Annotated in this window: 13 protein-coding genes; 4 read left to right on the forward strand and 9 right to left on the reverse strand. The window is 65.6% G+C overall.

Annotation, left to right across the window (positions count from 1 at the left end):
- Positions 1–9: 9 nt before the first annotated feature.
- The 6 genes from ACMDW7_RS13920 to ACMDW7_RS13945 form a co-directional block, all read right to left on the reverse strand.
- Positions 10–1,239 carry a diguanylate cyclase gene (locus tag ACMDW7_RS13920; protein WP_377303378.1) on the reverse strand — a complete coding sequence of 410 codons (1,230 nt, stop codon included), beginning with the start codon at positions 1,237–1,239 and terminating at the stop codon, positions 10–12.
- 123 nt (positions 1,240–1,362) lie between these two features.
- Positions 1,363–2,433, reverse strand: a complete 1,071-nt coding sequence (aroG, locus tag ACMDW7_RS13925) for a 3-deoxy-7-phosphoheptulonate synthase AroG (RefSeq protein WP_377303376.1) — start codon at positions 2,431–2,433, stop codon at positions 1,363–1,365.
- A gap of 31 nt (positions 2,434–2,464) precedes the next feature.
- A complete protein-coding gene (locus ACMDW7_RS13930; RefSeq protein ID WP_377303374.1) occupies positions 2,465–3,547 on the reverse strand; it encodes a 3-deoxy-7-phosphoheptulonate synthase in 1,083 nt (360 codons plus the stop codon).
- A gap of 256 nt (positions 3,548–3,803) precedes the next feature.
- A complete protein-coding gene (gene tldD / locus ACMDW7_RS13935) occupies positions 3,804–5,261 on the reverse strand; it encodes a metalloprotease TldD (protein ID WP_377303372.1) in 1,458 nt (485 codons plus the stop codon).
- Between the two features lie 31 nt (positions 5,262–5,292).
- Positions 5,293–6,108 carry a carbon-nitrogen hydrolase family protein gene (locus ACMDW7_RS13940; RefSeq protein ID WP_377303370.1) on the reverse strand — a complete coding sequence of 272 codons (816 nt, stop codon included), beginning with the start codon at positions 6,106–6,108 and terminating at the stop codon, positions 5,293–5,295.
- A complete protein-coding gene (locus ACMDW7_RS13945) occupies positions 6,105–10,349 on the reverse strand; it encodes a YhdP family protein (RefSeq protein ID WP_377303368.1) in 4,245 nt (1,414 codons plus the stop codon). Before ACMDW7_RS13945 ends, ACMDW7_RS13940 begins: the two co-directional genes overlap by 4 nt.
- A gap of 153 nt (positions 10,350–10,502) precedes the next feature.
- Here ACMDW7_RS13945 and ACMDW7_RS13950 point away from each other — a divergent pair, with 153 nt between their 5' ends.
- The gene (locus ACMDW7_RS13950) at positions 10,503–13,148 is read left to right on the forward strand and encodes a bifunctional glutamine synthetase adenylyltransferase/deadenyltransferase (RefSeq protein WP_377303366.1); all 2,646 of its coding nucleotides are present in this window, start codon (positions 10,503–10,505) and stop codon (positions 13,146–13,148) included.
- Between the two features lie 232 nt (positions 13,149–13,380).
- Here the strand turns inward: ACMDW7_RS13950 and ACMDW7_RS13955 are convergent, their stop codons facing one another.
- From ACMDW7_RS13955 to lptF, 3 genes are all read right to left on the reverse strand, one after another.
- Entirely contained in the window at positions 13,381–14,310 is a 930-nt protein-coding gene (locus tag ACMDW7_RS13955; RefSeq protein ID WP_054124894.1) for a CysB family HTH-type transcriptional regulator, read from the reverse strand.
- Between the two features lie 444 nt (positions 14,311–14,754).
- The gene (gene lptG, locus ACMDW7_RS13960; protein WP_377303364.1) at positions 14,755–15,888 is read right to left on the reverse strand and encodes an LPS export ABC transporter permease LptG; all 1,134 of its coding nucleotides are present in this window, start codon (positions 15,886–15,888) and stop codon (positions 14,755–14,757) included.
- The gene (gene lptF, locus ACMDW7_RS13965) at positions 15,885–17,009 is read right to left on the reverse strand and encodes an LPS export ABC transporter permease LptF (RefSeq protein WP_377303362.1); all 1,125 of its coding nucleotides are present in this window, start codon (positions 17,007–17,009) and stop codon (positions 15,885–15,887) included. Before lptF ends, lptG begins: the two co-directional genes overlap by 4 nt.
- 261 nt (positions 17,010–17,270) lie before the next feature.
- Between lptF and ACMDW7_RS13970 the strand changes: the two genes are divergently transcribed.
- Genes ACMDW7_RS13970 through ACMDW7_RS13980 form a run of 3 tightly spaced genes read left to right on the forward strand, consistent with a single transcriptional unit; the run spans position 17,271 to position 20,587 of the window.
- Positions 17,271–18,755, forward strand: coding sequence for a leucyl aminopeptidase (locus tag ACMDW7_RS13970; protein ID WP_377303360.1), 1,485 nt, complete (start codon positions 17,271–17,273; stop codon positions 18,753–18,755).
- Positions 18,756–18,780: 25 nt separating this feature from the next.
- A complete protein-coding gene (locus tag ACMDW7_RS13975; RefSeq protein ID WP_377303358.1) occupies positions 18,781–19,200 on the forward strand; it encodes a DNA polymerase III subunit chi in 420 nt (139 codons plus the stop codon).
- Positions 19,201–19,213: 13 nt separating this feature from the next.
- The gene (locus ACMDW7_RS13980; protein ID WP_377303357.1) at positions 19,214–20,587 is read left to right on the forward strand and encodes a hypothetical protein; all 1,374 of its coding nucleotides are present in this window, start codon (positions 19,214–19,216) and stop codon (positions 20,585–20,587) included.
- Positions 20,588–20,630 lie beyond the last annotated feature (43 nt).

A 20,630-nucleotide genomic window follows, 5' to 3' on the forward strand; every position in this document is an offset into this window, starting at 1 on the left:
CGCCGGCAGTCAGTCGTCTGCGCGGATGACGCGATTGCGGCCGTTCTGCTTGGCCACGTAAAGCGCCTTGTCGGCGCGATTGATCAGCTCGCGGCCATCCTCTGCGCCGTTCCACTGCGCGACGCCGAAGCTCGCGCTCACCGCGCCGACGTTCTCGTAGGGCTTGCCGGCGATCTTCTGGCGCACCACTTCGGCCAGGGCCATGGCCGCATCGATCCCGGTTTCCTTGAGCAGGATGATGAATTCCTCGCCGCCGAACCGCGCTGCACAGTCGCTCGCCCGCAGAAGTTCGCGTACCCGGATTGCGGTGTGCTTGAGCACTGAGTCACCACTGTCGTGTCCAAAGGTGTCGTTGATCCGCTTGAAAAAGTCCAGATCGAACATGATCACGGATACCGCCTGGCCATTGAGCCGGCTGGCAGCCATCTCCTGCTCCAGGCGTTCAAAGAAGCGCCGGCGGTTCACGAGATCGGTGAGGAAATCCTTGGTCGCAAGGTCTTCGAGCTTGCGGTTCACACGCGCCATCGGTTCGATCACCAGCAGCGAGAGCGCGGCGTTGAGGACGATGAACGCGAGCCCGAAAATCGCCACCAGCGACCAGATGAAGGTGTTGAAGCTCTGCCGGGCGCGCTCCAGCGGGTAGAGCATTGGCACCTTGACGATCTGCATGCCGACGGTTTCGCCCATTTTCCAGCCGAAGCCATTCTTGTCGCCATACACCTTCAGCATTGATGGCGGGGCGACCGCCGGGTCACTGTGGCAGGCGAGGCATGCTTGGTTCTTGATGGTGATTGGGCGGGCGATGTAGACGGCACGGTTGATGCCCTCACCGTGCACGCCGGTGAGTTCCTGCTTTGCGGCGTCCGACCGGAAGCTGTCGATGAGCTTTGCCTCCCAGTCCGTCGCCCGATCGCGCGGATTAGTCGGGTTGAGCACCGCCTCCTTGTAGACATAGCCCTGGTACTTGTCCGAGAGACGACGCAGGGTCTCTGTGGCCGCGAACGCCGGCACGGTCTGGGGCAGAAACTTCTCAGCCAGCAGCGGATCAAGGTGGGGCTTGACCTGATCGGTCGTGTAGCCACGGATGGCCAGCGCCGTCTCCATCATCAGGTCGGAGTTGTGTCGCACCTCATCGAGCGCCTGCCGCTCGAGGTGTCCGCTGTAATACCAGCCAGCACCTGCAAGACTCGCCACAAACGCGAGCAGCAGGATCAGGTTGAACTTCAGCCGAAGCGACATGCCATGCACGCGCACCACATGGATGCGCGCCCCTCCCTGTTGGAATGCGCGGCAATGTAGCGCAGCACGTGGGGCAATCGCGTCTCTTCGCCGCGACGCTGGTGCGAGCGGATGCGTTGTTGGCTACTTGCTGGAGGCCAACGCGCGACGGCGCTCACGAACACCTGCCGACAGGGTGGCCAGCAGATTGACCGAATCCTCCCAGCCCAGACAGGCGTCCGTAATGGACTGGCCGTAGGTGAGCGTCTGACCGGGAACAAGATCCTGTCGCCCTGCCTGCAGGTGGCTCTCCACCATCAAGCCGATGATCCGGCTCTCACCGCGTGCCAGTTGCTGCGCGACGTCTGCCGCAACAAGGAGCTGGTTCTCGTGCTTCTTGCTCGAGTTGGCATGGCTGCAGTCGATCATCAGGCGCTGCGCCAGGCCAGCCTTACCGATGTCTTCGCACGCTGCCTGCACATGCGCCGCGTCATAGTTGGGCGCCTTGCCACCTCGCAGAATGACATGGCAGTCCTCGTTGCCGCGCGTGGCGACGATGGCGCTGTGTCCGCCCTTGGTCACCGACAGAAAGTGATGCGGGTGTTGCGCCGCCTTGATGGCGTCAACCGCAATCTTGATGTTGCCGTCCGTACCGTTCTTGAAGCCCACTGGGCAGGACAGGCCACTCGCAAGCTCCCGGTGCACCTGACTCTCGGTGGTCCGCGCGCCGATGGCACCCCAGGCGATCAGATCCGCAATGTATTGGGGGCTGATCATGTCGAGATATTCGGTGGCCGCCGGCAGGCCGAGCTCTGTGATGTTCAGCAGCAGCTCACGCGCCGCACGCAGCCCCTTGTTGATCTGAAAGCTGCCATCGAGATCCGGGTCATTGATGAGTCCCTTCCAGCCGACCGTTGTGCGCGGCTTCTCGAAGTACACGCGCATGACGATCTCCAGATCGGCCGCGTGCTTGCGCCGTTCCTCGGTCAGTCGATTGGCGTACTCGATCGCGGCTCTGGGGTCGTGGATCGAGCAAGGGCCGATCACGACAACCAGGCGATCATCCTGGCCGTGCAGGATGCGATGGATCGCATTGCGCGACGTCGCAACGACCTCGGCCGCACGATCGGCACAAGGAAACTCCCGGATCAAGTGCGACGGTGGACTGAGCTCATGGATGCCCGCGATGCGGACATCATCGGTCTGAAATGGCATGGATCTGCTCCCTCATTGTGTTTGCATGCGCCTACTTGGCCGACGCAATCGCGCGACGGCGGTCTCGCACGCCGCGGGCCAGCGTCTCCAGCGCCTGCACCGATGCCTCCCAGCCCAGGCAGGCATCGGTGATGGACTGACCGTAGCTCAGGTCGGCAAGGCGCTGCCCGCTCAGCAGGTCCTGGCGGCCTGCCACGAGGTGGCTTTCAACCATTGCTCCCATGATGCGCATCTCGCCGGCGGCAAGCTGCTGAGCGAGCGAGTCGGCCACCTTCAGCTGGTTTTCGTGCTGCTTGCTCGAGTTGCCGTGACTGCAGTCGACCATCAACTTCTGCGCAAGCCCGGCCTGAGCCAGCGCTTCCGATGCACTCTGCACGCTCGCTGCGTCGTAGTTGGGGGTCTTGCCGCCGCGCAGGATGACATGGCAATCCTCGTTTCCGGCGGTCTGAACGATGGCGGAAATGCCGCCCTTGGTCACACCAAGGAAGCAATGCGGGTGCTGCGCCGCCTTGATGGCATCGGCGGCGATCTTCAGGTTGCCATCTGTCCCGTTCTTGAAGCCCAGCGGGCAGCTCATGCCGCTGGCCAGCTCACGATGCACCTGGCTCTCCGTTGTCCGCGCGCCGATGGCGCCCCAGGCGATCAGATCGCTGTAGTACTGCGGGCTGATGGGGTCGAGGAACTCTGTTCCGGCCGGCATGCCTAAGGCGTTCACATCGACCAACAACTCGCGCGCCAGACGCAGTCCGCGGTTCACGTCGAAGCTGCCGTCGAGGTGCGGATCGTTGATCAAGCCCTTCCAACCCACCGTCGTGCGCGGCTTCTCGAAGTACACGCGCATCACGATTTCCAGATCGAGCGCGAGACGCTTGCGTTCGGCGATCAGTCGCTGGGCATATTCCCGTGCGGCTTGCGGATCGTGGATCGAGCATGGGCCAATGACGACAAGCATGCGATCGTCCTGCCCATGGAGGATGCGATGAATGGCGCGCCGTGCGGCAGCCACGGTATCGGCTGCCGCATCCGCCAGCGGAAACTCGCGCAGCAGGTGGGCCGGCGGGGTCAATTCTCGGATCGCGGTGACGCGGATGTCGTCGGTTCGAGTGGTACTCATGGATCGGGCTCGGTTCGGTCAGTGTCGATTCAGGCAAGGTCTGTCGGACGGGATCGAATCAATAGCAGGCCATGGGTACAGACCAAAAAAAACCGCCGGGTTGTGCCCGGCGGTTTCTGAGATTCTTCGTCGCTCGTTCGCGCGTCAGCCTCTCACCGCCGGGCGGCAGAGATAAAACCAGAAAAAGAAGTAGGCGCGGAAGAGCATTCTGTGAATGTATCAGGCGATTGCTGCACTGCGCAAGCAAGCTGCGCACTCAAGCAGTGCCTCCCACGGTCATGTTCTCCATGCGCAGCGTCGGCTGCCCGACTCCAACCGGCACGCTCTGGCCCTCCTTGCCGCAGACACCCACGCCGTTGTCGATCTCCAGATCGTTGCCGATCATCGTGATGTGCTTGAGGCTCTCCGGTCCGCTGCCGATCAGGGTCGCGCCCTTCACCGGGTACGCCAGCTTGCCGTTCTCGATCTTCCAGGCCTCCGTGCAGCTGAAGACGAACTTGCCGTTGGTGATGTCGACCTGACCACCTCCAAAGTTCTTGCAATAGATGCCGTCCGCGACACTCGCAATGATCTCGTCGTGTGTGTGCTGGCCGGCAAGCATGTACGTATTCGTCATGCGGGGCATGGGCAGATTGGCAAAGCTCTCACGCCGCGCATTACCGGTGATGCGATCCTTCATCAGCCGGGCGTTCTGTGTGTCCTGCATGAATCCCTTCAGGATGCCGTCTTCGATCAGCACGGTGCGCTCGGTCGCATTCCCCTCATCGTCCACGTTCAGCGAGCCACGGCGATCAGGCAGCGTGCCATCGTCGATTACCGTCACGCCCTTGGCCGCCACACGCTGCCCCACCATGTTCGCGAACGTGGAGGAACCCTTGCGAATGAAGTCGCCCTCAAGGCCATGACCCACAGCCTCATGCAGCAGGACGCCAGGCCAGCCAGGGCCAAGCACCACGGTCATCTGACCGGCCGGCGCTGGTCGTGCATCGAGGTTGGTCAGCGCCGAGCCGACTGCCTGCGTCGCAAGTTGATCCAGAAACGCATCGTCAAACATGTCCATGCGTCGACGTCCGCCGCCGCCTGCATAACCGTCTTCGCGTCGACCATCCTGTTCCACAATGACCTGCACGCCAAGGCGTACCAGAGGGCGCACGTCGGCGGCAACCACGCCGTCCGTCCGCACGACCATCATCACCGTGTAGTCGCCGGACAGTGAGCAGTTCACGCGCTTCACACGTGGATCCTTGGCGCGGGCAATGCGCTCCAGGCGCTCCAGCAGCGCCACCTTGGCATTGGAATCCAGCGCAAGCAGCGGGTCTTGCGCGGTGTAGAGATCCACGGTCTTGGGGGGCCGGTGCGGCAGCTTGACCTTGCGACTCTGGCCCAGTCCGCCGATCGCTCGTACAGTGCGTACCGCTTCGCGGATGGCTTGCTCGGTGATTTCGTCGGAATACGCGAATGCCGTCTTCTCGCCCGCAACCGCGCGAACACCAACGCCCTGGTCGATGGAGAAGCTTCCGGCCTTGACCTTGCCTTCCTCAAGACTCCAGCTCTCGGATCGACTGAATTCGAAGTACGCATCGCCAAAATCCACTTTGCCCTGCATCAGCTCCCCGGTCAGCGAAAGCACGCGAGACAGTTCGAGGCCCGTCGGCTGGAGCAACAGCTCCGAGGCGGTGGCGAGAGGTTGGGCGAAGGCATCAGCAAGCTTCATGGATTCAGGCTTCAGACAGAGTTCAGAAGTTTCAAAGCACGCGGTGCTCAAGCGCTGGCAGGTCGGTGCGAACCTGTCGAAGACGCGTCGGATCGATGGCGCCGGCCACGATCCCCGGCCCTTCAGGCAAAACTTCGAGCACCTCGCCCCACGGGTCGATCAGCATGCTGTGCCCCCAGGTGCGCCGGCCATTGTCGTGCACACCGCCCTGCGCCGCTGCAAGCACATAGCACTGGTTTTCCACAGCTCGCGTCCGCAGCAGGAGCTCCCAGTGCGCCTTTCCGGTGGTGTAGGTGAAGGCAGCAGGCACGACGATCAAGTCCAGAGGTTCGGCTCGGCCCATCGCCCGGTACAGCTCGGGAAAGCGCAAGTCGTAGCAGACCGACAGACCGACGCGAAGCCCAGCCAACTGCAAAGCCACCGGGTCGCTGCCGGCGCCGATGGTGCGGGATTCGTCGTAGCTTTCGCTGCCGCGCTGAAAGCGGAAAAGATGGATCTTGTCGTACCGGCAAACTCGTTCGCCGTCCGGGCCGTAGACGAGGCTTGCGTTCCAGACACGAGTGCCGCTCGGATGCTGCAGCGGCAGGGTGCCGGCGATCAGGTGCACGCCGGCATCCCGCGCCATCGCGGCGCATGCTGCCTGGATCGGGCCGCTGCCCAGGGCTTCTGCGGCCTGGATCTTGTCGGTCTCGGCGCGACCCATCAAACAAAAGTACTCCGGCAGCAGCACCACACGCGCCCCACCGGCGGCGGCCTCAAGAACGCAGGTCCGCGCCTGGGCAAGATTCTCTTCAAGACGGACACCCGAAACCATCTGTACGGCAGCCACACGGATCGGGATGCTCATCGTCTCGCCTCCTGTGCCTGGGCGGCGTCGCTGAACTGCGACTGTGCGGCATCCGGCGCCTGACCGGGTTTGGGTCTGAGTTTGACCACAGGCTCGCGCCAGGTGCCTTGCAGATCAAACTCCTGCGACAAGCCCTTGTTCACGGAGTCTCTCACCGCCGCCTGCGCGAGCAGGGTACCCAAACCGACGGCCGGGTTGATGAACAGGTAGGCAAAACTCACCGCGCCCAGGTTCAGGTCCGGCGTGACGATGATGTGCAGGTTTTGCGTTTCCCGCACCAGATCCACGCTGCCCGCCATGGCCACCCCGGCCTGAGCACCTCGCATCTTGAAGCTCTCGGTCTGCAGCACACCATGGGTCAAAGCGGCATCGGCGCGCACGGTGTCATAGGAGAAGCCCTGGGCGAACACGTCGCGAAAGTCGAAGGTGAAGCGCCGGACCAGGTTCTGCAAGGAGAAGACGCCCAGCAGGCGTGCCACGCCCGGGTCCTGCCGCAGCCACTGACCCTGGTCCAGCTCCAATCGCACCTGACCGTTCAGGCTCGGCAGATCCAGACCCAGCGGGCTGCCCACCCAGTTCAGCTTGCCGCTGAGTTCGCCGCGCCCGGCGCGCATGACGCCGGGAAAGCCCATGACTTCAAGCAGATTGCCGGCATCACGCACATCCAGGTTGAAGTCCAGATCCATCGACCGCGAGCCGCGGTTCGCGGGCCGCCGCCACAGACCCGTGCCATTCAGCGTCGCCGCCGGATGGCTCACGACAAGACGTTCAAGCACCCACGCATTGCCAGACCGCGCCCCCTGATTTTGCGCGACGACCTCAAGACGACCCAGCCGACGCGGGCCAAGCTCGAACTGCTCGGCGATCAGGTCGATCCCCGGCAGTTCACGCAGGCCCTGCTCGCCCGAGCCTGCGCTCTCCAGAAACTCCACCACCTGATCGCGATCGCTCTGCGGAATCGACAGCTTCGCGAGGCGCGCAGTGAGCCGACCCAATGCGCCATCGCGCTCGCTGTGGCGCCATGTTGCGTGGCCGGACACCTGCGGAGAGTCCAGGTTCAGCTGCCACACATCACCTTCGCGTGAGGCACCCGCCACGACCCGCGTCAGCCGCTTGCCGCCGATCACCAATTCGCGCACCTGCAGCGCAATCAGCTTGGGCAGCATGGTCGTGCCAGTGGCTGCCGAACCGGACGGATCGATGGCGGCGCCCAATGCTGCGTTGGGGCCGGTGATCGCCAAGGCTTGCAGCTTGCGCGACCAGTCGTCCACATCCAGGCGATCGAGATTCGCAATGGCCGCAATGCCAGCGACATCCGGCAGCACGGCTTCGTTGTTGATTCCCACCCCACCCCGAACCACGCTCAGCACACCCTGCGCATTGCGCTGGCGCTGCAGACGCACAGCCAGCACGCTGCCAAGTTCCACCGAGATCTCATCGCCCACCGTCTGACCCGCCGTGCGCTGCGGCGCGATGTTCACGGCCAGCGGGAGCGAATCAGCACTTTGCTTGCGCACCACACCGGGCAAGTCAAAGCTCACACCTTGCAGGTCGCTGCGCAGCGCCACCCCCGTCGAACCGCCGCGACTGTCCACCTGCACGGTGTAGCGGAACTGCCCTGTGGCGGCATCAATAAGCCGCATCAGCATGGGCTCGCCGACAATCGCCTTGGCGTCACTCACCCTGGCCTGGCCTTCACCGCGGAACTGCAACCCCCCCTCAGCCTGGGAGCCGCCGGAGAAGCTCACCGCCCCGCCATAGACTGTGGCTCGACCGTCGCGTACACGAATCGTGCGTTCAGTGAAGTCGAGGTTCGCGCTGGTGTCTTCGAACACAGGCAGCGCCGAGTCCAGCTGCACCCGATTGTTCGCCAGCTGCAGACTGCCCTGGACTTCTGTTCGCGCCGCGTCGCTGATCGGGATCAGCAGGCGCAGACGCAGCGCGGCGTCACCTTCGATCTGCGTGCTCTTGGTGAAGTTGCCGATCCAGCCAGCGATCGGACCGGCGTTGACATAGCGCACCAGATCCCGCCCGGGGCCGGCCGTGTCCCCGGAGATGACCATCGGTCTCGCGGCAGTCGCATACAGATCCGGGATGACCACGCTGACATTCGCAAGTCGGGTATCCAAAACGCGGCCCGAAGCGCGCCGCACTTCGATGCGCGTGCGATCCATCACGAACTGCCCGTCGATCTGCTCGATGGGCAGCCAGCGCAGCTCGCCGCCGGGCGGCAGGTGCACGTAGTCCAGAGTCACGCCCTGAACCCTTGCAGCCACCTGGAATTCGCCGTTGCTGCGACCCTGCGCATCGGGCGCGAAGGGGAAGTCGTACAGATTGCCCTTGAGACGGAACTGGACCTCGCGAGCGCGCCCGGCGAGCAGCGCATCTCGAACCCAGTGCCTCGTGGACTCGGGCAGCCGCAAAGGCAGATACCGGTGCACAGCGCGCGCATCAGCCCTGGCCAAGGTGCCTGCAAGTTCAATCTCGCCAGGCCCGGACTGTCCGGCCGCGGGGCTGCGATAAGTCGCCTTGAGCTCACCCGATGTGTCCTGGTTGGCAAATCTGGCGTCGGGCAGCTCGACCACCACCTGCCCCGAAACGAGCTTCCAACGGGCCGTCAGCTTGAGATCGGTTTCAGGCAGTGCCGGGGATTCAAAAACGCCGGGAAACTCCAGCACCGCGGCGCTGCTGTCCAACGCCAGCTCGCCACCGGACTCCGTTGCCGTGAAGCGGCCGGTCAGATTCGAGAACCCGGGCAGCCCGATCACCGGTAAGGGCCGGGTATCGGCGCTTGATTGCGCCGCTGCGGCCACCGGTGGGTTGCTGCGTACCAACTCAGGCGTCAAAAGGCGGGCGAGCATGCTGCGGTCTGGCTGCGCGCGCAGTCCGAGGCCGGCAAAGTCTCCGCTTGCCTTGAAGCGAGTCACGCTGTTGGGATCAGTCGGCTGCGGCACTTGCCACTCCACACGCAGCTGCCCCACCTTGCCGCGCGGCTCGAACGCCGCGAGCGCCGAGCGCACGACCGGACTGAGAGGCAGGCGTTCAGACAGCTCGTGCAGCAGGGCGAGATCGAGCGACTCGGCCGACACCATGCCCTGCGCCGAGGTGCGCGACGTGCCCGGGATGAAGCGCTCCGCCAGATTCATGGGCACCGGCGTGCGGCCATCGGGCAGTGTCAGGCTCAGGCCGCGAACGCTGACCTCATGCGCCAGGCTTTCTGCGGCCAGCTGCCGCCCCTCGATGCGCCCGCTGAGCGCGGCGAGCTCCAGGGGCGCCAGATCCGGCGCGAACTTCAGCACCAGCCGACTCAGCTGCACATCGGCCGTCACATGGGTGATGCGCAGCGCATCGAAATCCACCCAGCCCCGAACCGCGCCCTGGCCCTGCGTCACGCTCAAGCCGCCCAGCGCCGGCAGCGGAACACGGCGCAAGACACCCGCGATGTCGGCACGGTCAAGCTGCACAAACAACTGCCCGCGCCAGTTGCGCAGGTCCTCAACCGGCCGGAAGAGGCGATGCGTGAACTCCGCCCGCAGATCCAGCGGCTCGATGCCCTTGTCCACAGGATCGGCCTGCAAGCCGATGCGATGGCTCAATGCTCGATTCTGCGCAAGGAGATTGACGTCGCGAAACGCGATCGGAGAGGTACCCGCGACTTCGTCCGTCCAGCGCAGGGCGCCGCCGGTCAGCGCAATCTCATGCTGCGCCAGCAGCCATCGCAGGCCGCGGCCGTCGCCGTCGGTTCGCGTCGGGTCGATGACAAACCCTGCAAGCTCGAACCACCCGTCTGCGCGCCGCCGTACATCCAGCTCCGGGCCTCGCACCTGCAGGCGATGAAAGATGGGCTGCAGCTTCAGCACCGACTCCCAGGCCAGCACGGCGTCCACGCGCGCCAGTTGCAGTCGCAACTGACCCTGCGTATCGCGCACCTGCACTTGATCGATGCTGAATTCGGGCCAGACCCCGGCCAGTCGGGCCTGCACGGCTCCCAGCTGCACCTGCGTGCCGGTCGCCGCGGAGAGGCGCTGCTCGATCCAGGCGCGCTGCTCATCGACCCGTGGCAGCACGATATGCCGAAGCGTCAGGACGGTCAGTAGAAATGCGACGTAGCTTGCCAGAAGCATCCAGCCGACGACGCGCAGGCCCCTCAGACAGCCCCGCCCCAGCGCAAGGCTGAGGAGGGCACGCCGGGCGGCGGGCGGGCTCGCGCCTGGCGGGGGTGTTCGTACGGCGTCTGTCATGGAGTTGTGACTCGATTCTACGAGGCCGGTTTCATGACAGCGCTCAAACGAATCGGCGGCAACTCCGAACGCTCCGTAACGATTTGTATGCTTGAAACGCAGTCTCCGACCTCTCCCTCGCCACATCTCCCTTCCCTGCCTGCACACCCCTTGATGAATGATCGCGTTGCCCAATGGAGCGGCCCTGCGCGCCGGCTTGATGCCGCCGAGCGCACCAATGCCGAGCAGCCGATCACGCCGGACCGGATTACGCTGGTTTGGCGGCAGCATGTTCAGGCGCTGCCCACGCATGAACAGCACGACGCCGCCGCGCTGGCGCGCGAGCTGCGCGGGCTGCGGCGTTGGCTGATCGGCAGCCTGGCTTGGCGGGATCTCGCGCACGACGCGCCGCTGGCCGAGATCGAGGCGGCAATGACCTGCTTTGCTGCCCTGGCGATCGACGCGTTGCTGCCTGCGCTGGTGGCCGAGACCGAGCGCCGCATGGGCCAACCAAGCGACGCCGAAGGCCAGCCGGTCGATCTGCTGGTGATCGGCATGGGCAAGCTGGGCGCCGGCGAGCTGAATGTGTCCTCGGACATTGATCTGGTGCTCGCCATCCCTGCCAACGGAGGGGCGAATGCAGACCACGATGCGCTGGAGTTTCACGCTCACGTGGCAGACCGACTGGCGACGCTGCTGCGCACCGAGGTCAGCCGAGATTTCGTGTTCCGTGTCGACACCCGCCTGCGACCCTTCGGCGATGTCGGCCCGCGCGTGATCACGCTCGATGCACTGGAGCACTACTTCATGGCGCACGGGCGCTTCTGGGAGCGCTGCGCCTGGTTGAAGGCGCGGGTGGTGAATGCGCCGGTCCGTATGTCGGCCCAGGCCTTTTCTGCGGCGTGCCAGCGTCTGGACGAGATGCGCCAGGCCTTCGTGTTCCGCCGCTACACGGACTACACCACCATCGACGGCCTGCGCGATCTGGCGGCACGTATTGGCGAGCAGCGCCGCGCCGCACAGCTCAAGTCGCGCGCCACGGCGGCATTTGGCGACGCGGACGTGAAGCTGGGCCGCGGCGGCATCCGCGAGATCGAATTCATCGCCCAAGGCCTGGCCATCACGCATGGCGGACGCAACCCCTGGCTGCGCGTGCCCGCCACGCGCACCCTGCTCACTCGCCTGGCCAGCGCCGGGCGGCTGGAAGCCGAGCACGCTGCATTCCTCGACCGCGCCTATGTGCTGCTGCGGCGCATCGAGCATGCCGTGCAATACGTGGCGGACCAGCAGACCCATGCCATTCCGCCGGACGACGCACAGCGCAGCGAACTCGCGACCATGATGGGATTCGAGACACTGGCGGGCTTCGACGAAGCCTTGAGCGAGATCCGCAGCCGCGTGGCGCAGCTCTTCGATCTGATCCTGCCGCCGCCCCTGGCCGCGCGCAGCACGCAGCTCGGCACCCGCACCGGCGAGACACCCTCACGCATCCTCACATGGCTTGCCGCGGCCAACCGCGAGAGCGAAACCACCCAGCGCAAGCTGGAGGCCGTGCTGTCGGCCTTTGATAACCGGTTTGCGCAGGACGAGACCGGCAACGAGGCCTTCACCCGCGCCGCGCGGCTGGCACAGACCATCATGAAGCGGCGCACCTATCTGGATCTGCTCTCCGCGCACCCGCCGGTGATGGATCGCGTCGCGCGCCTGGTGCAGGCCAGCCCCTTCGCGGCGGATTACCTCACGCGGCACCCCATTCTGCTCGATGAATTGATCGATCCACGCATCGGCTCGCGCGGCATCGACTGGGCCGCATTCGATGCCGAACTGGATGCGCAACTGGCAGGCGAGCTCGACACCGAGCGGCACATGAATGTGCTGCGCGACGCCCACCATGCCCAGGTGCTGCGCATCCTCGCGCTCGATCTGCAGGGATCGACACCGGTGGAAGCCATCTCGGATGAGCTTTCGCTGCTGGCCGACCGGCTGCTCGCCCGCGCCGTCGATTGCGCGTGGCGCGCGCTGAAGATCGACGGCCCGCGCCCGGCGCTTGCCGTGCTGGGTTACGGACGGCTGGGCGCCAAGGAAATGGGCTATGCCAGCGATCTGGATCTGGTGCTGATCAGCGAGGACGCGCCCGACGATGTCGAGCGCCTTACGCGCTGGGCGCAGCGCCTGCAAAGCTGGCTGAGCCTGGCGACCACGTCCGGCCGGCTGTTCGAGGTGGACCTGCGGCTTCGGCCGGACGGCGCGGCCGGTCTGCTGGTCACACCGCGCAGTGCATTCGAGCGCTACCACGAGACCTCGGCGCTCTGGGAAAAGCAGGCGCTCACGCGCGCGCGCTTCGTCACGGGCGACACCGCGCTGGGCGCATGGTTCGAGGATTGGCGCAGCCGCACGCTGGCCGCGCCGCGCAATCCCAAGGAGGTCGGCCGCGAAGTGAGCGCCATGCGCGTGCGCGTGCTCGACGGCCACCCGAACAAGACGCCGGACTTCGACTTGAAGCACGACCCCGGCGGCCTGGTGGACATGGAATTTGCCGTGCAGGCGATGGTGCTGGCCCACGCCAGCCGCCATGCGGATCTGCTGGACAACGTCGGCACGCTGGCACTGGCCGGGCGGCTGGGCGCGCACGGACTGGTGCCGCCTGAGATGGCGGACGCTGCGCGCGAAGGCTATCGGACGCTGCGCGGCCTGCAGCACGTGCTGCGCCTGCGCGGGGCGGACGTGGCGCGGATGGCACCCGCCGAAGCCTCAGGGCAACGTGCGGCGATCAGGGCTTTTGTCGCAGCTTGCGGCTTGGCGTTCCCCGAGCGTCGCTGAAGTCTATTTTCAATACTTCGTTGATAAGTAGCGCTCGAGTAGCGCTATTTTCAACACTTAATTGAATAGATCAATCGACCCTTTTCCGCATAGGACATGCGGATCTTCAGGGATTTTCAGCGCCAGATTCGGTCGCGCATCTCACGCCGGATGACATTTACTGTCTCGCGCAGCAGGCGGCATCGGCCGAGGGGCCGCCGCCGGCCTTTGGAAACTCAGTCCTTGAGAAGCCTCAATCCTTGGCGCCCACCAGCCCCATGAGCTGTTCGCGGTCCACCTTGGGCGCCATCAGGCGCACTGCCTCGACCGTGAAGTCGCGCATGAACACGCCGCGACGCACCGCCAGGCGGGAGGTGTGGGTGCCGAACAGATGCCCGGCCGGGATGGCCTGCAGCGGCTGGTCGCGGTCTGGCTCATAGGCCATCTCGGCGATGATGCCCACGCCCAGGCCCATCTGTACGTAGGTCTTGATGACATCGGCGTCGATGGCTTCCAGCACGATGTGCGGCTTGATGTTCTGCCCGCCGAAGGCCATGTCGATCCGTCCCCGGCCGGTGAACTGGCTTTCGTAGGTCACGATCGGGTGCCGCGCGATGTGCTTGAGTTCCAGATCCTTGGCGTGCTTGAGCAGCGCGTGCCCGGCGGGCGCCAGCACGACGTGCTGCCAGCTATAGCAGGGCAGCGTCACCAGGTTGTCGAACAAGGTGAGCGCCTCGGTGGCCACGCCGATATCGGCCTGGCCGTGCGTGACCCAGTCGCCAATCTGGCGCGGCGTGCCCTGCAGCAAGGACAGCTGCACCTTGGGGTAGCGGGTGCGGAATTCGGCCAGCACCTTCGGCAGGAAATAGCGCGCCTGCGTGTGCGTGGTGGCGATCACCAGGCGACCACTGTCCTCGTTGGCGTACTCGTGGCCCACCCGTTTGAGGTTCTCTACCTCGTTCAGGATGCGATCCACCACCTTGATGACCTCGCCACCCGGGCCGGTCAGGCCGGTCAGGCGCTTGCCGTGGCGCTGGAAGACGGCAAAGCCCAGCTCCTGCTCGAACTCAGCGATCGACTTGGACACGCCGGGCTGCGAGGCCATCAGCATGTCGGCGGCACGGGTCAGGGAGAACTTCTGCCGGACGATCTCTCGCACGGCGCGCATCTGCAGCAGGTTCATGGCAGGGGCTACGGAGTTGGGGCTGCGCTGCGGGCGGCCCGGACGCCGGGCGGAGTTTGAGCGCTCAAACCTCGCAGGGTAGCAAGCCCGCAGCGCTGGCAGGCGCAGCGCGTGCGAAATGCTTACTTCAGAACCGCGCGGCCCAGGCAGTCGCGCAGGCAAAAAAAAGCGCATCCCTGGGGATGCGCTTCAAAAGGGCAGCAGAGCTGCCTCTCCTCCTCCTCGAATTCAAGCCAGGTGCGTTACCGCAGCGCTGACTCAAACTCAAAGCAAAGGAAGCATAGTGAAGCCAATTCGTTCCGTCCAGCGAAACGCCCTCTAATCGTCACTACCGTGCGGTAGACAATGGGGCTGTTGCATGGCAAGGACAGGGGTTTGTCTTGATCCCTGCTGCAACCGAAACGATTGACCGACCAAAGCAGTCGGGCATCGAGCAGGCGGCACTCAACGCGTGCGCTGCACCCACCACAGCAGGGCTGCGGCCAAGGCCAGGCCCACCAGCAAGGGCGCCACCGCGGTGAACAGGGGCGGCCAGGTGTTGAGGTTGCCCAGATGGGAGAAGAGTCTGTTCAGGGTGTGAAACAGCACGCCCAGCAGAATGCCGACGAACATCTTTGCGCTCACGCCCCCGGCACGCGACTGCAGGAAGGCAAAGGGCAGCGCGAGCAGCAACATGACGATGACGGACAGCGGCACGAACAGCTTCTGATAGAAGGCCTGCTCCAGCGCCGTGGTGCGCTGCTGGTTCTCGGCCAGGAAGCGGATCGTCCGCCCCAGTTCGATCAGGCTCATTTCTTCGGCTGTTCGTGAAATCGAGCCGAACACCTTGGGCGACACCGCGGTGTTCCACATCCAGGAGTCCATGGTGCCCGCCTGCGTCGAGACGGACTCACCCAAGGGCCCGAGCGCCCGGGCAAAGCGAACCTCCTGCACGCCATGCAGCATCCAGCCGCCGGGGGCGACTTCGCCACGCTGCGCCGTGATCACGCGCGTCAGCCGGCGCTCGGCATCGAACTCATAGAGGCTGACACGCTCCACCCGCCCGTCCGGAGCAAGGCGTCCGGCGTTGGCATAGCGTGTGAATCCCGGCGCAAGCCCGGTGTTGTCCTTGAGCCACCGCCCGCTGGCCAGCTCCTGCCCTGCCGCCACCTGCAAGGCAGACAGGCGCAGCGTCTCCGCCCGTTGCACAGACCAGGGCGTAACTACATCGGACACGATCCACACCACTGCGGCAAACGGCAGTGCGATCAGCACGATCCACACCGCCAGGCGCCGCGTGGACAAGCCGGCAGCGCGCAGGATCGTGATCTCGCTGCCGCTGGCCAGCTGGGCCAGCGCCACGATGCCGCCAATCAGCGCTGCCACGGGCGCTAGCTCGGCAATGTTGGCGGGCACTTGCAGCGCCGCCCAGGTCAGCATCTTGGTCAGCGTGTAGGTGCCGCGGCCGACCTTGTCGATCTCGTCCAGGATCCCGAAGAACAGGAACAGGGTGACGAAGGCCAGCAGCGTCAGCGCCGTCATGTGGGCCATGTTGCGGGCCAGATAGAGCAGCGCCACCGGAGGCGCGCGCAGCCTCATGGCGCGCCCCCCGCACTGCGGCGCCCGGCCAGTAGCTCGCGCAGCCAGGCGACGAGGCCGCGGCCCTTGGGCTGATCGCGCAGCGCAGTAAAGACCAGCGCCGCTACGAGCACCGTGCCGTGCAGCACGAGCATGCCCGGCAGCAGATCGGTCTTGCCGGACGCCACGCGGGACTGGATCAGCGTGGTGAGGTTCACATAGGTCGCAAACACCAGCAGCGCAATGATGAAGGGTGTCGCCCGCCCGGAGCGCGGATTGAAATACGACAGCGGCAGCGCAAGCAGCGCCAACAGCACCCCCACCAGCGGCAGCGACAGCCGCCAGAAGAGCTCCCCGCGGTAGGGCGCCTCGGTCTTGGAAAGCAGCGCCCAGGTCCCCGTCAGCTTCGGTGTGTTGAGGTCAGCCAGCTGCAGCGGGCGATCATCCAGCCGGATCGTGTAACGCCCGAACTCCATCAGGCGCGCATCTGCCTGCCCCGAGCTGAGGTCATAGCGGCGCCCCTCATCCAGGATCAGGAATCGGACGCCGTCGCGGATCTCGATGCGCCCGCGACTGGCCACCACCAGACCGGTACGGCCCGGCTCGGTCAGCCGGATGAACACGTTGCGCACCTGATTGCTCTGTTCGTCGATCGACTGCACGTAGAACACCCGCTGGCCGTTGGCGGACTCACGAAACTGCCCGGCGGCCATGCGCGATACATCGTCGCGCTTCTGGAAGGCGTCTCGATACACGGCGATCTGCTGATTCGCCCAGGGCGAGACGATCATGCCGACAAACAGCGACAGCAGCGCCACCGGCAGCACGAAGCGCAGGACCGGCCGTACCCAGTTCCATAGCGACACGCCCGAGGCGGTCCACACCACCATCTCGCTGTCGCGGTACATGCGCGTGAGCACCATCAGCACCGCCACGAAGACGGAGAGATTGAGCATCATCGGCAAATAGTTCAACAAGGTGAACCCGAGAATCAGGAACACGCTCTGCGGATCCAGACGGCCGCTGGCGGCCTGACCCAGCACGCGGATCAGCGCCATCGTCGTGGTGATAATGAACAAGGTGGCGAAGACGCCCAGCGCCAGGGTGCGTAGCTCAGCAGTGAAGGCGCGGTGGTAGAGCATCCGGTGTGGGCGTGGGCGCGTGGTGGCGTGGTCGGGGCCTGTAGGGCGGGCAGTCTGGAAGAGTTCTCTGGCCCGGTCGGGGGCCCACGCCGGCCTGCGCCAGAGCGGGCGAGGGGCCCGGTCCGTTTTGACGTAGCTGAGCGGGCCTTCAATAATCCAAGGCTTGTCCAGAACACACCCGGGCCGCAAACCCGGGATCATGCGTCGGCGGCTTGAGCGCTGCCAACGCGAGCTTTGAACGACTTTCCCTCGGAAACGCCAATGAAATTTATCACGCAGGTCTCTCTCGCCCCCGCTGCTGCCAGCGCCAAGTTCGCCACGGATGCCGTGGTCGTCGGTGTGTTCCAGGGCAGCGACGGAAAGACCGTGGCCAGCGCCGAAGCACAGGCCCTGATCAAGCGTGGCACCGTGGCTGCCTCGCTTGTTGCCGATGCCGCAGCTGGCTCGGGCCGCGTTACCCACCTCACGGGTGCGGATGGCACGCGGGTGTTCGTCGTGGGCCTGGGCAATGCAGACAAGCTGGACGCCAAGTCCTTCACCCAGGCCGCCAAGGCGGCATTTGGAGTCGTGACCGGCACCTCTGCCAAGAGCGTGGCTTTCGGCCTGATGGATGCCAAGGCCAAGGGCCTGGACCTGGCGGGCAAGGCGCGCATCGCTGCCACTGCTGCGGTGGAAGCGAGCTACCGCTTCGATATCACCAAGAGCAAGAAGGACCCCGCGGTGGCGCTGGCGACGGTCTCACTGGTGGTCGAATCCTCGCAGGCCAAGACGGCGCTGGCCGCCGCCGCGACCGGCGAGGCTCTGGGCGAGGGCATCAACCTCACCCGCACCCTGGGCAATCTGCCCGGCAACATCTGCACACCGACCTATCTGGCCAATGAAGCCAAGAAGCTCGCCAAGACCTACAAGCTGGGCGTGGAGGTGCTGGACAAGAAGCAGTGCGAAGCCCTGAAGATGGGCAGCTTCCTGTCGGTGGCCAAGGGCAGCGACGAAGCGCCCAAGTTCATCGTGCTCAAGTACACCGGTGCCGGCAAGGCCGCGCCCCATGTGCTGGTGGGCAAGGGCATCACCTTCGATTCCGGCGGCATCTCCATCAAGCCAGGCGAGGGCATGGACGAGATGAAGTTCGACATGTGCGGTGCCGCCAGCGTGATCGGTACCTTCCGCGCCATCGCCCAGATCAAGCCGAAGATCAACCTCGTCGGTCTGATTCCGGCCTGCGAGAACATGCCCAGCGGCCGCGCCAACAAGCCCGGTGACATCGTCACCAGCATGAGCGGCCAGACCATCGAGATCCTGAACACGGACGCCGAAGGCCGCCTGATCCTGAACGACGCCCTGACCTACGCCAAGCGTTTCAAGCCGGCCAGCGTCGTGGATATCGCCACCCTGACCGGCGCCTGCGTGATCGCACTCGGCCATGTGCATACCGGCCTGTTCACCAAGGACGAAAAGCTCGCCGCCGATCTGCTGGCCGCAGGCCACGCCACCGGCGACACCGCGTGGCGCATGCCGCTGGACGATGACTACCAGGACATGCTCAAGAGCAACTTCGCAGACATGGCCAATATTGGTGGCCGCCCTGGCGGCGCCATCACGGCGGCCTGCTTCCTCGCCCGCTACGCTGAAGATCTGCCCTGGGCTCACCTGGATATCGCGGGCACGGCATGGAAGAGCGGTGCTGCCAAGGGCGCCACGGGCCGCCCGGTCAGCCTGCTGACGCACTACCTGCTAGGTCAGGCCTGATCACGCTCACTCAAGGCACACCGGCATGACCCGGATCGACTTCCATACGGGTCTGCCGGACAAGCTCGCCTATTGCTGCCGCCTGCTGCGCAAGGTGCAGGCGGCCGGCCAGAAAGCACTCGTCTATAGCAGCGATGCCCAAGCGCTGGCGGAACTCGACCGGCAGCTCTGGACCTTCTCGCAGCTTGACTTTTTGCCGCATCAGTACGCGCACGAAGCTGACCCCGATCTGGCCGTCGCGCTGCTCACGGGCAGCGAGGCGCCCGGGCAGCACCATCGCCTGCTCATCAATCTCGACATCGGTCATCCGCCGGCTTATGCCAGCCACGAGCGCCTGATCGAGCTGGTAGGCACTGAGGCCGAAGACGCACAGGCCGGGCGGCAGCGTTTCAAGTTCTATCGGGATCAGGGTTACCCTTTGCAGCATCACGTTGCCGGCGCCTGAGCGCCCAGGGTCGATGAGCACACCGAACGACAACTCGATCCCCGTCCTGACCGAGATCATCGAGCTCACGGACGAAGCCCAACGCCAGCGCGCCGGTCCGATCGCGGACATCTCGCTGGAACTGCCGGACTTCGCCGATACCGTCTCGCCTGAGCAACCCTCCGGCCCGCTGGCTGCGGAGGTCGAAGCACTTGCTGCCCGCAAGCTGGCCGAAGCCTTGGACTTCAAGCTGCCCGACGCTGCGGATGTCGCGAAGCCCGCAGATCAAGTGCCCGAAGCTCCACCCCAAGTGGATCAGCGGCTCGAACCGACTCTCCCGCCAGCACAGGCAGAAGTACCCGCGCCGGCAACTGCGCAGCCGGAAGCGTCGGCCGCCCTGCCACAGGCGCAGCCAACGCCAGACACCGTGGAAACGATGGCTGCCGTCGCAGCGTCTGAGCCGCCTGACGCATTGCCACTGCAGCCTGCCGGCTCGCCCGCGCCTGGTTTGGAAGCCGCACCCGTGCCGACGGACGAGCCGCCGAGCCTGATCGCGGATCCGATGGCTTTGTTGGCCGGGCTGAACGCGGGCAGCCAGCCCTCTGCAAGCGCCAGTCCGCTGGAACATGCGCCGGCGTTCCTGTTCAGCCCCGCCCGTCCCACGCAGATCGAGCCGACCGCTGTGCCGATGCCGCCGCTTCCAGCGCTGGCTCCCAGCGCAGTGCCTGAGCCGCTGCCCGAGCCGCTGCCTGCAGTCGTGGCAGCATCGGGGCCCGCGGCACCCGAAGTCGCGGCCGCGCCCGAGCCCGCCACCGAGCTGACTTCGCCGCCGTCCGAGCCCGCCGCAGCGCCCGCGAGCCGCGCCTTCGGCATGCCGGAGGCGCTGGAGCTGCCTGCATTCCTGCTTGCCGCAGCACCCGCGATGCGCAGTAGCGCGGACCTCGCCACCCCGACGATCATTTCCGCTCCCGCGGCGGCGGTTAGTCTGCCGCCGCCGCCCGCCCCGACGCCGTTCCAGCAGCCCAGTGCCGCCAGCGTCGCCGCACTGCCGCCCGCTGCTGAGCCTGCGATGCTGCCCGCCGAGACACCGCAGCCTGCTGCGGTGCCTGCGCCGATCGCACCGATCACCGTGGCTGTCGCCGCGCCGGTCGTCCCTGCGCTGGACGAAGCAGCAATTGATGCACTCGAAGCGCGCCTGCGTGACAGTATCCTGAGCGCCCTTGCGCCACGCGTGGAGCAACTTCTGCACGGTGCGCTGCGCGAACGGGTGGCCGAGATCGTCGATCACGTGGTGGCCAGCACCCGCGGCGAGTTCAAGGTCGTGGTCCACGAAAGCCTGCGCGAGGCGATCCGGCGCGCCGTGGACGAAGAAGTCGCCCGCGCGCTCAAGCAGCCGGATCTGTTCTAGCCCATCCCGCGCCACCGTCGCGGCTGCGGGCCGAGCAGCCTCC

Source organism: Piscinibacterium candidicorallinum, assembly GCF_047549485.1.
Taxonomy (GTDB): Bacteria; Pseudomonadota; Gammaproteobacteria; order Burkholderiales; family Burkholderiaceae_C; genus Piscinibacterium; species Piscinibacterium candidicorallinum.

Bases quoted from the DNA above. Each gene is read 5' to 3' on its own strand.
- ACMDW7_RS13970 (WP_377303360.1), top strand. From the start codon at position 17,271: ATGAAATTTATCACGCAGGTCTCTCTCGCCCCCGCTGCTGCCAGCGCC.
- ACMDW7_RS13930 (WP_377303374.1), bottom strand. From the start codon at position 3,547: ATGAGTACCACTCGAACCGACGACATCCGCGTCACCGCGATCCGAGAA.
- lptF (WP_377303362.1), bottom strand. From the start codon at position 17,009: ATGCTCTACCACCGCGCCTTCACTGCTGAGCTACGCACCCTGGCGCTG.
- ACMDW7_RS13975 (WP_377303358.1), top strand. From the start codon at position 18,781: ATGACCCGGATCGACTTCCATACGGGTCTGCCGGACAAGCTCGCCTAT.
- aroG (WP_377303376.1), bottom strand. From the start codon at position 2,433: ATGCCATTTCAGACCGATGATGTCCGCATCGCGGGCATCCATGAGCTC.
- lptG (WP_377303364.1), bottom strand. From the start codon at position 15,888: ATGAGGCTGCGCGCGCCTCCGGTGGCGCTGCTCTATCTGGCCCGCAAC.
- ACMDW7_RS13950 (WP_377303366.1), top strand. From the start codon at position 10,503: ATGAATGATCGCGTTGCCCAATGGAGCGGCCCTGCGCGCCGGCTTGAT.
- tldD (WP_377303372.1), bottom strand. From the start codon at position 5,261: ATGAAGCTTGCTGATGCCTTCGCCCAACCTCTCGCCACCGCCTCGGAG.
- ACMDW7_RS13940 (WP_377303370.1), bottom strand. From the start codon at position 6,108: ATGAGCATCCCGATCCGTGTGGCTGCCGTACAGATGGTTTCGGGTGTC.
- ACMDW7_RS13955 (WP_054124894.1), bottom strand. From the start codon at position 14,310: ATGAACCTGCTGCAGATGCGCGCCGTGCGAGAGATCGTCCGGCAGAAG.
- ACMDW7_RS13980 (WP_377303357.1), top strand. From the start codon at position 19,214: ATGAGCACACCGAACGACAACTCGATCCCCGTCCTGACCGAGATCATC.
- ACMDW7_RS13945 (WP_377303368.1), bottom strand. From the start codon at position 10,349: ATGACAGACGCCGTACGAACACCCCCGCCAGGCGCGAGCCCGCCCGCC.
- ACMDW7_RS13920 (WP_377303378.1), bottom strand. From the start codon at position 1,239: ATGTCGCTTCGGCTGAAGTTCAACCTGATCCTGCTGCTCGCGTTTGTG.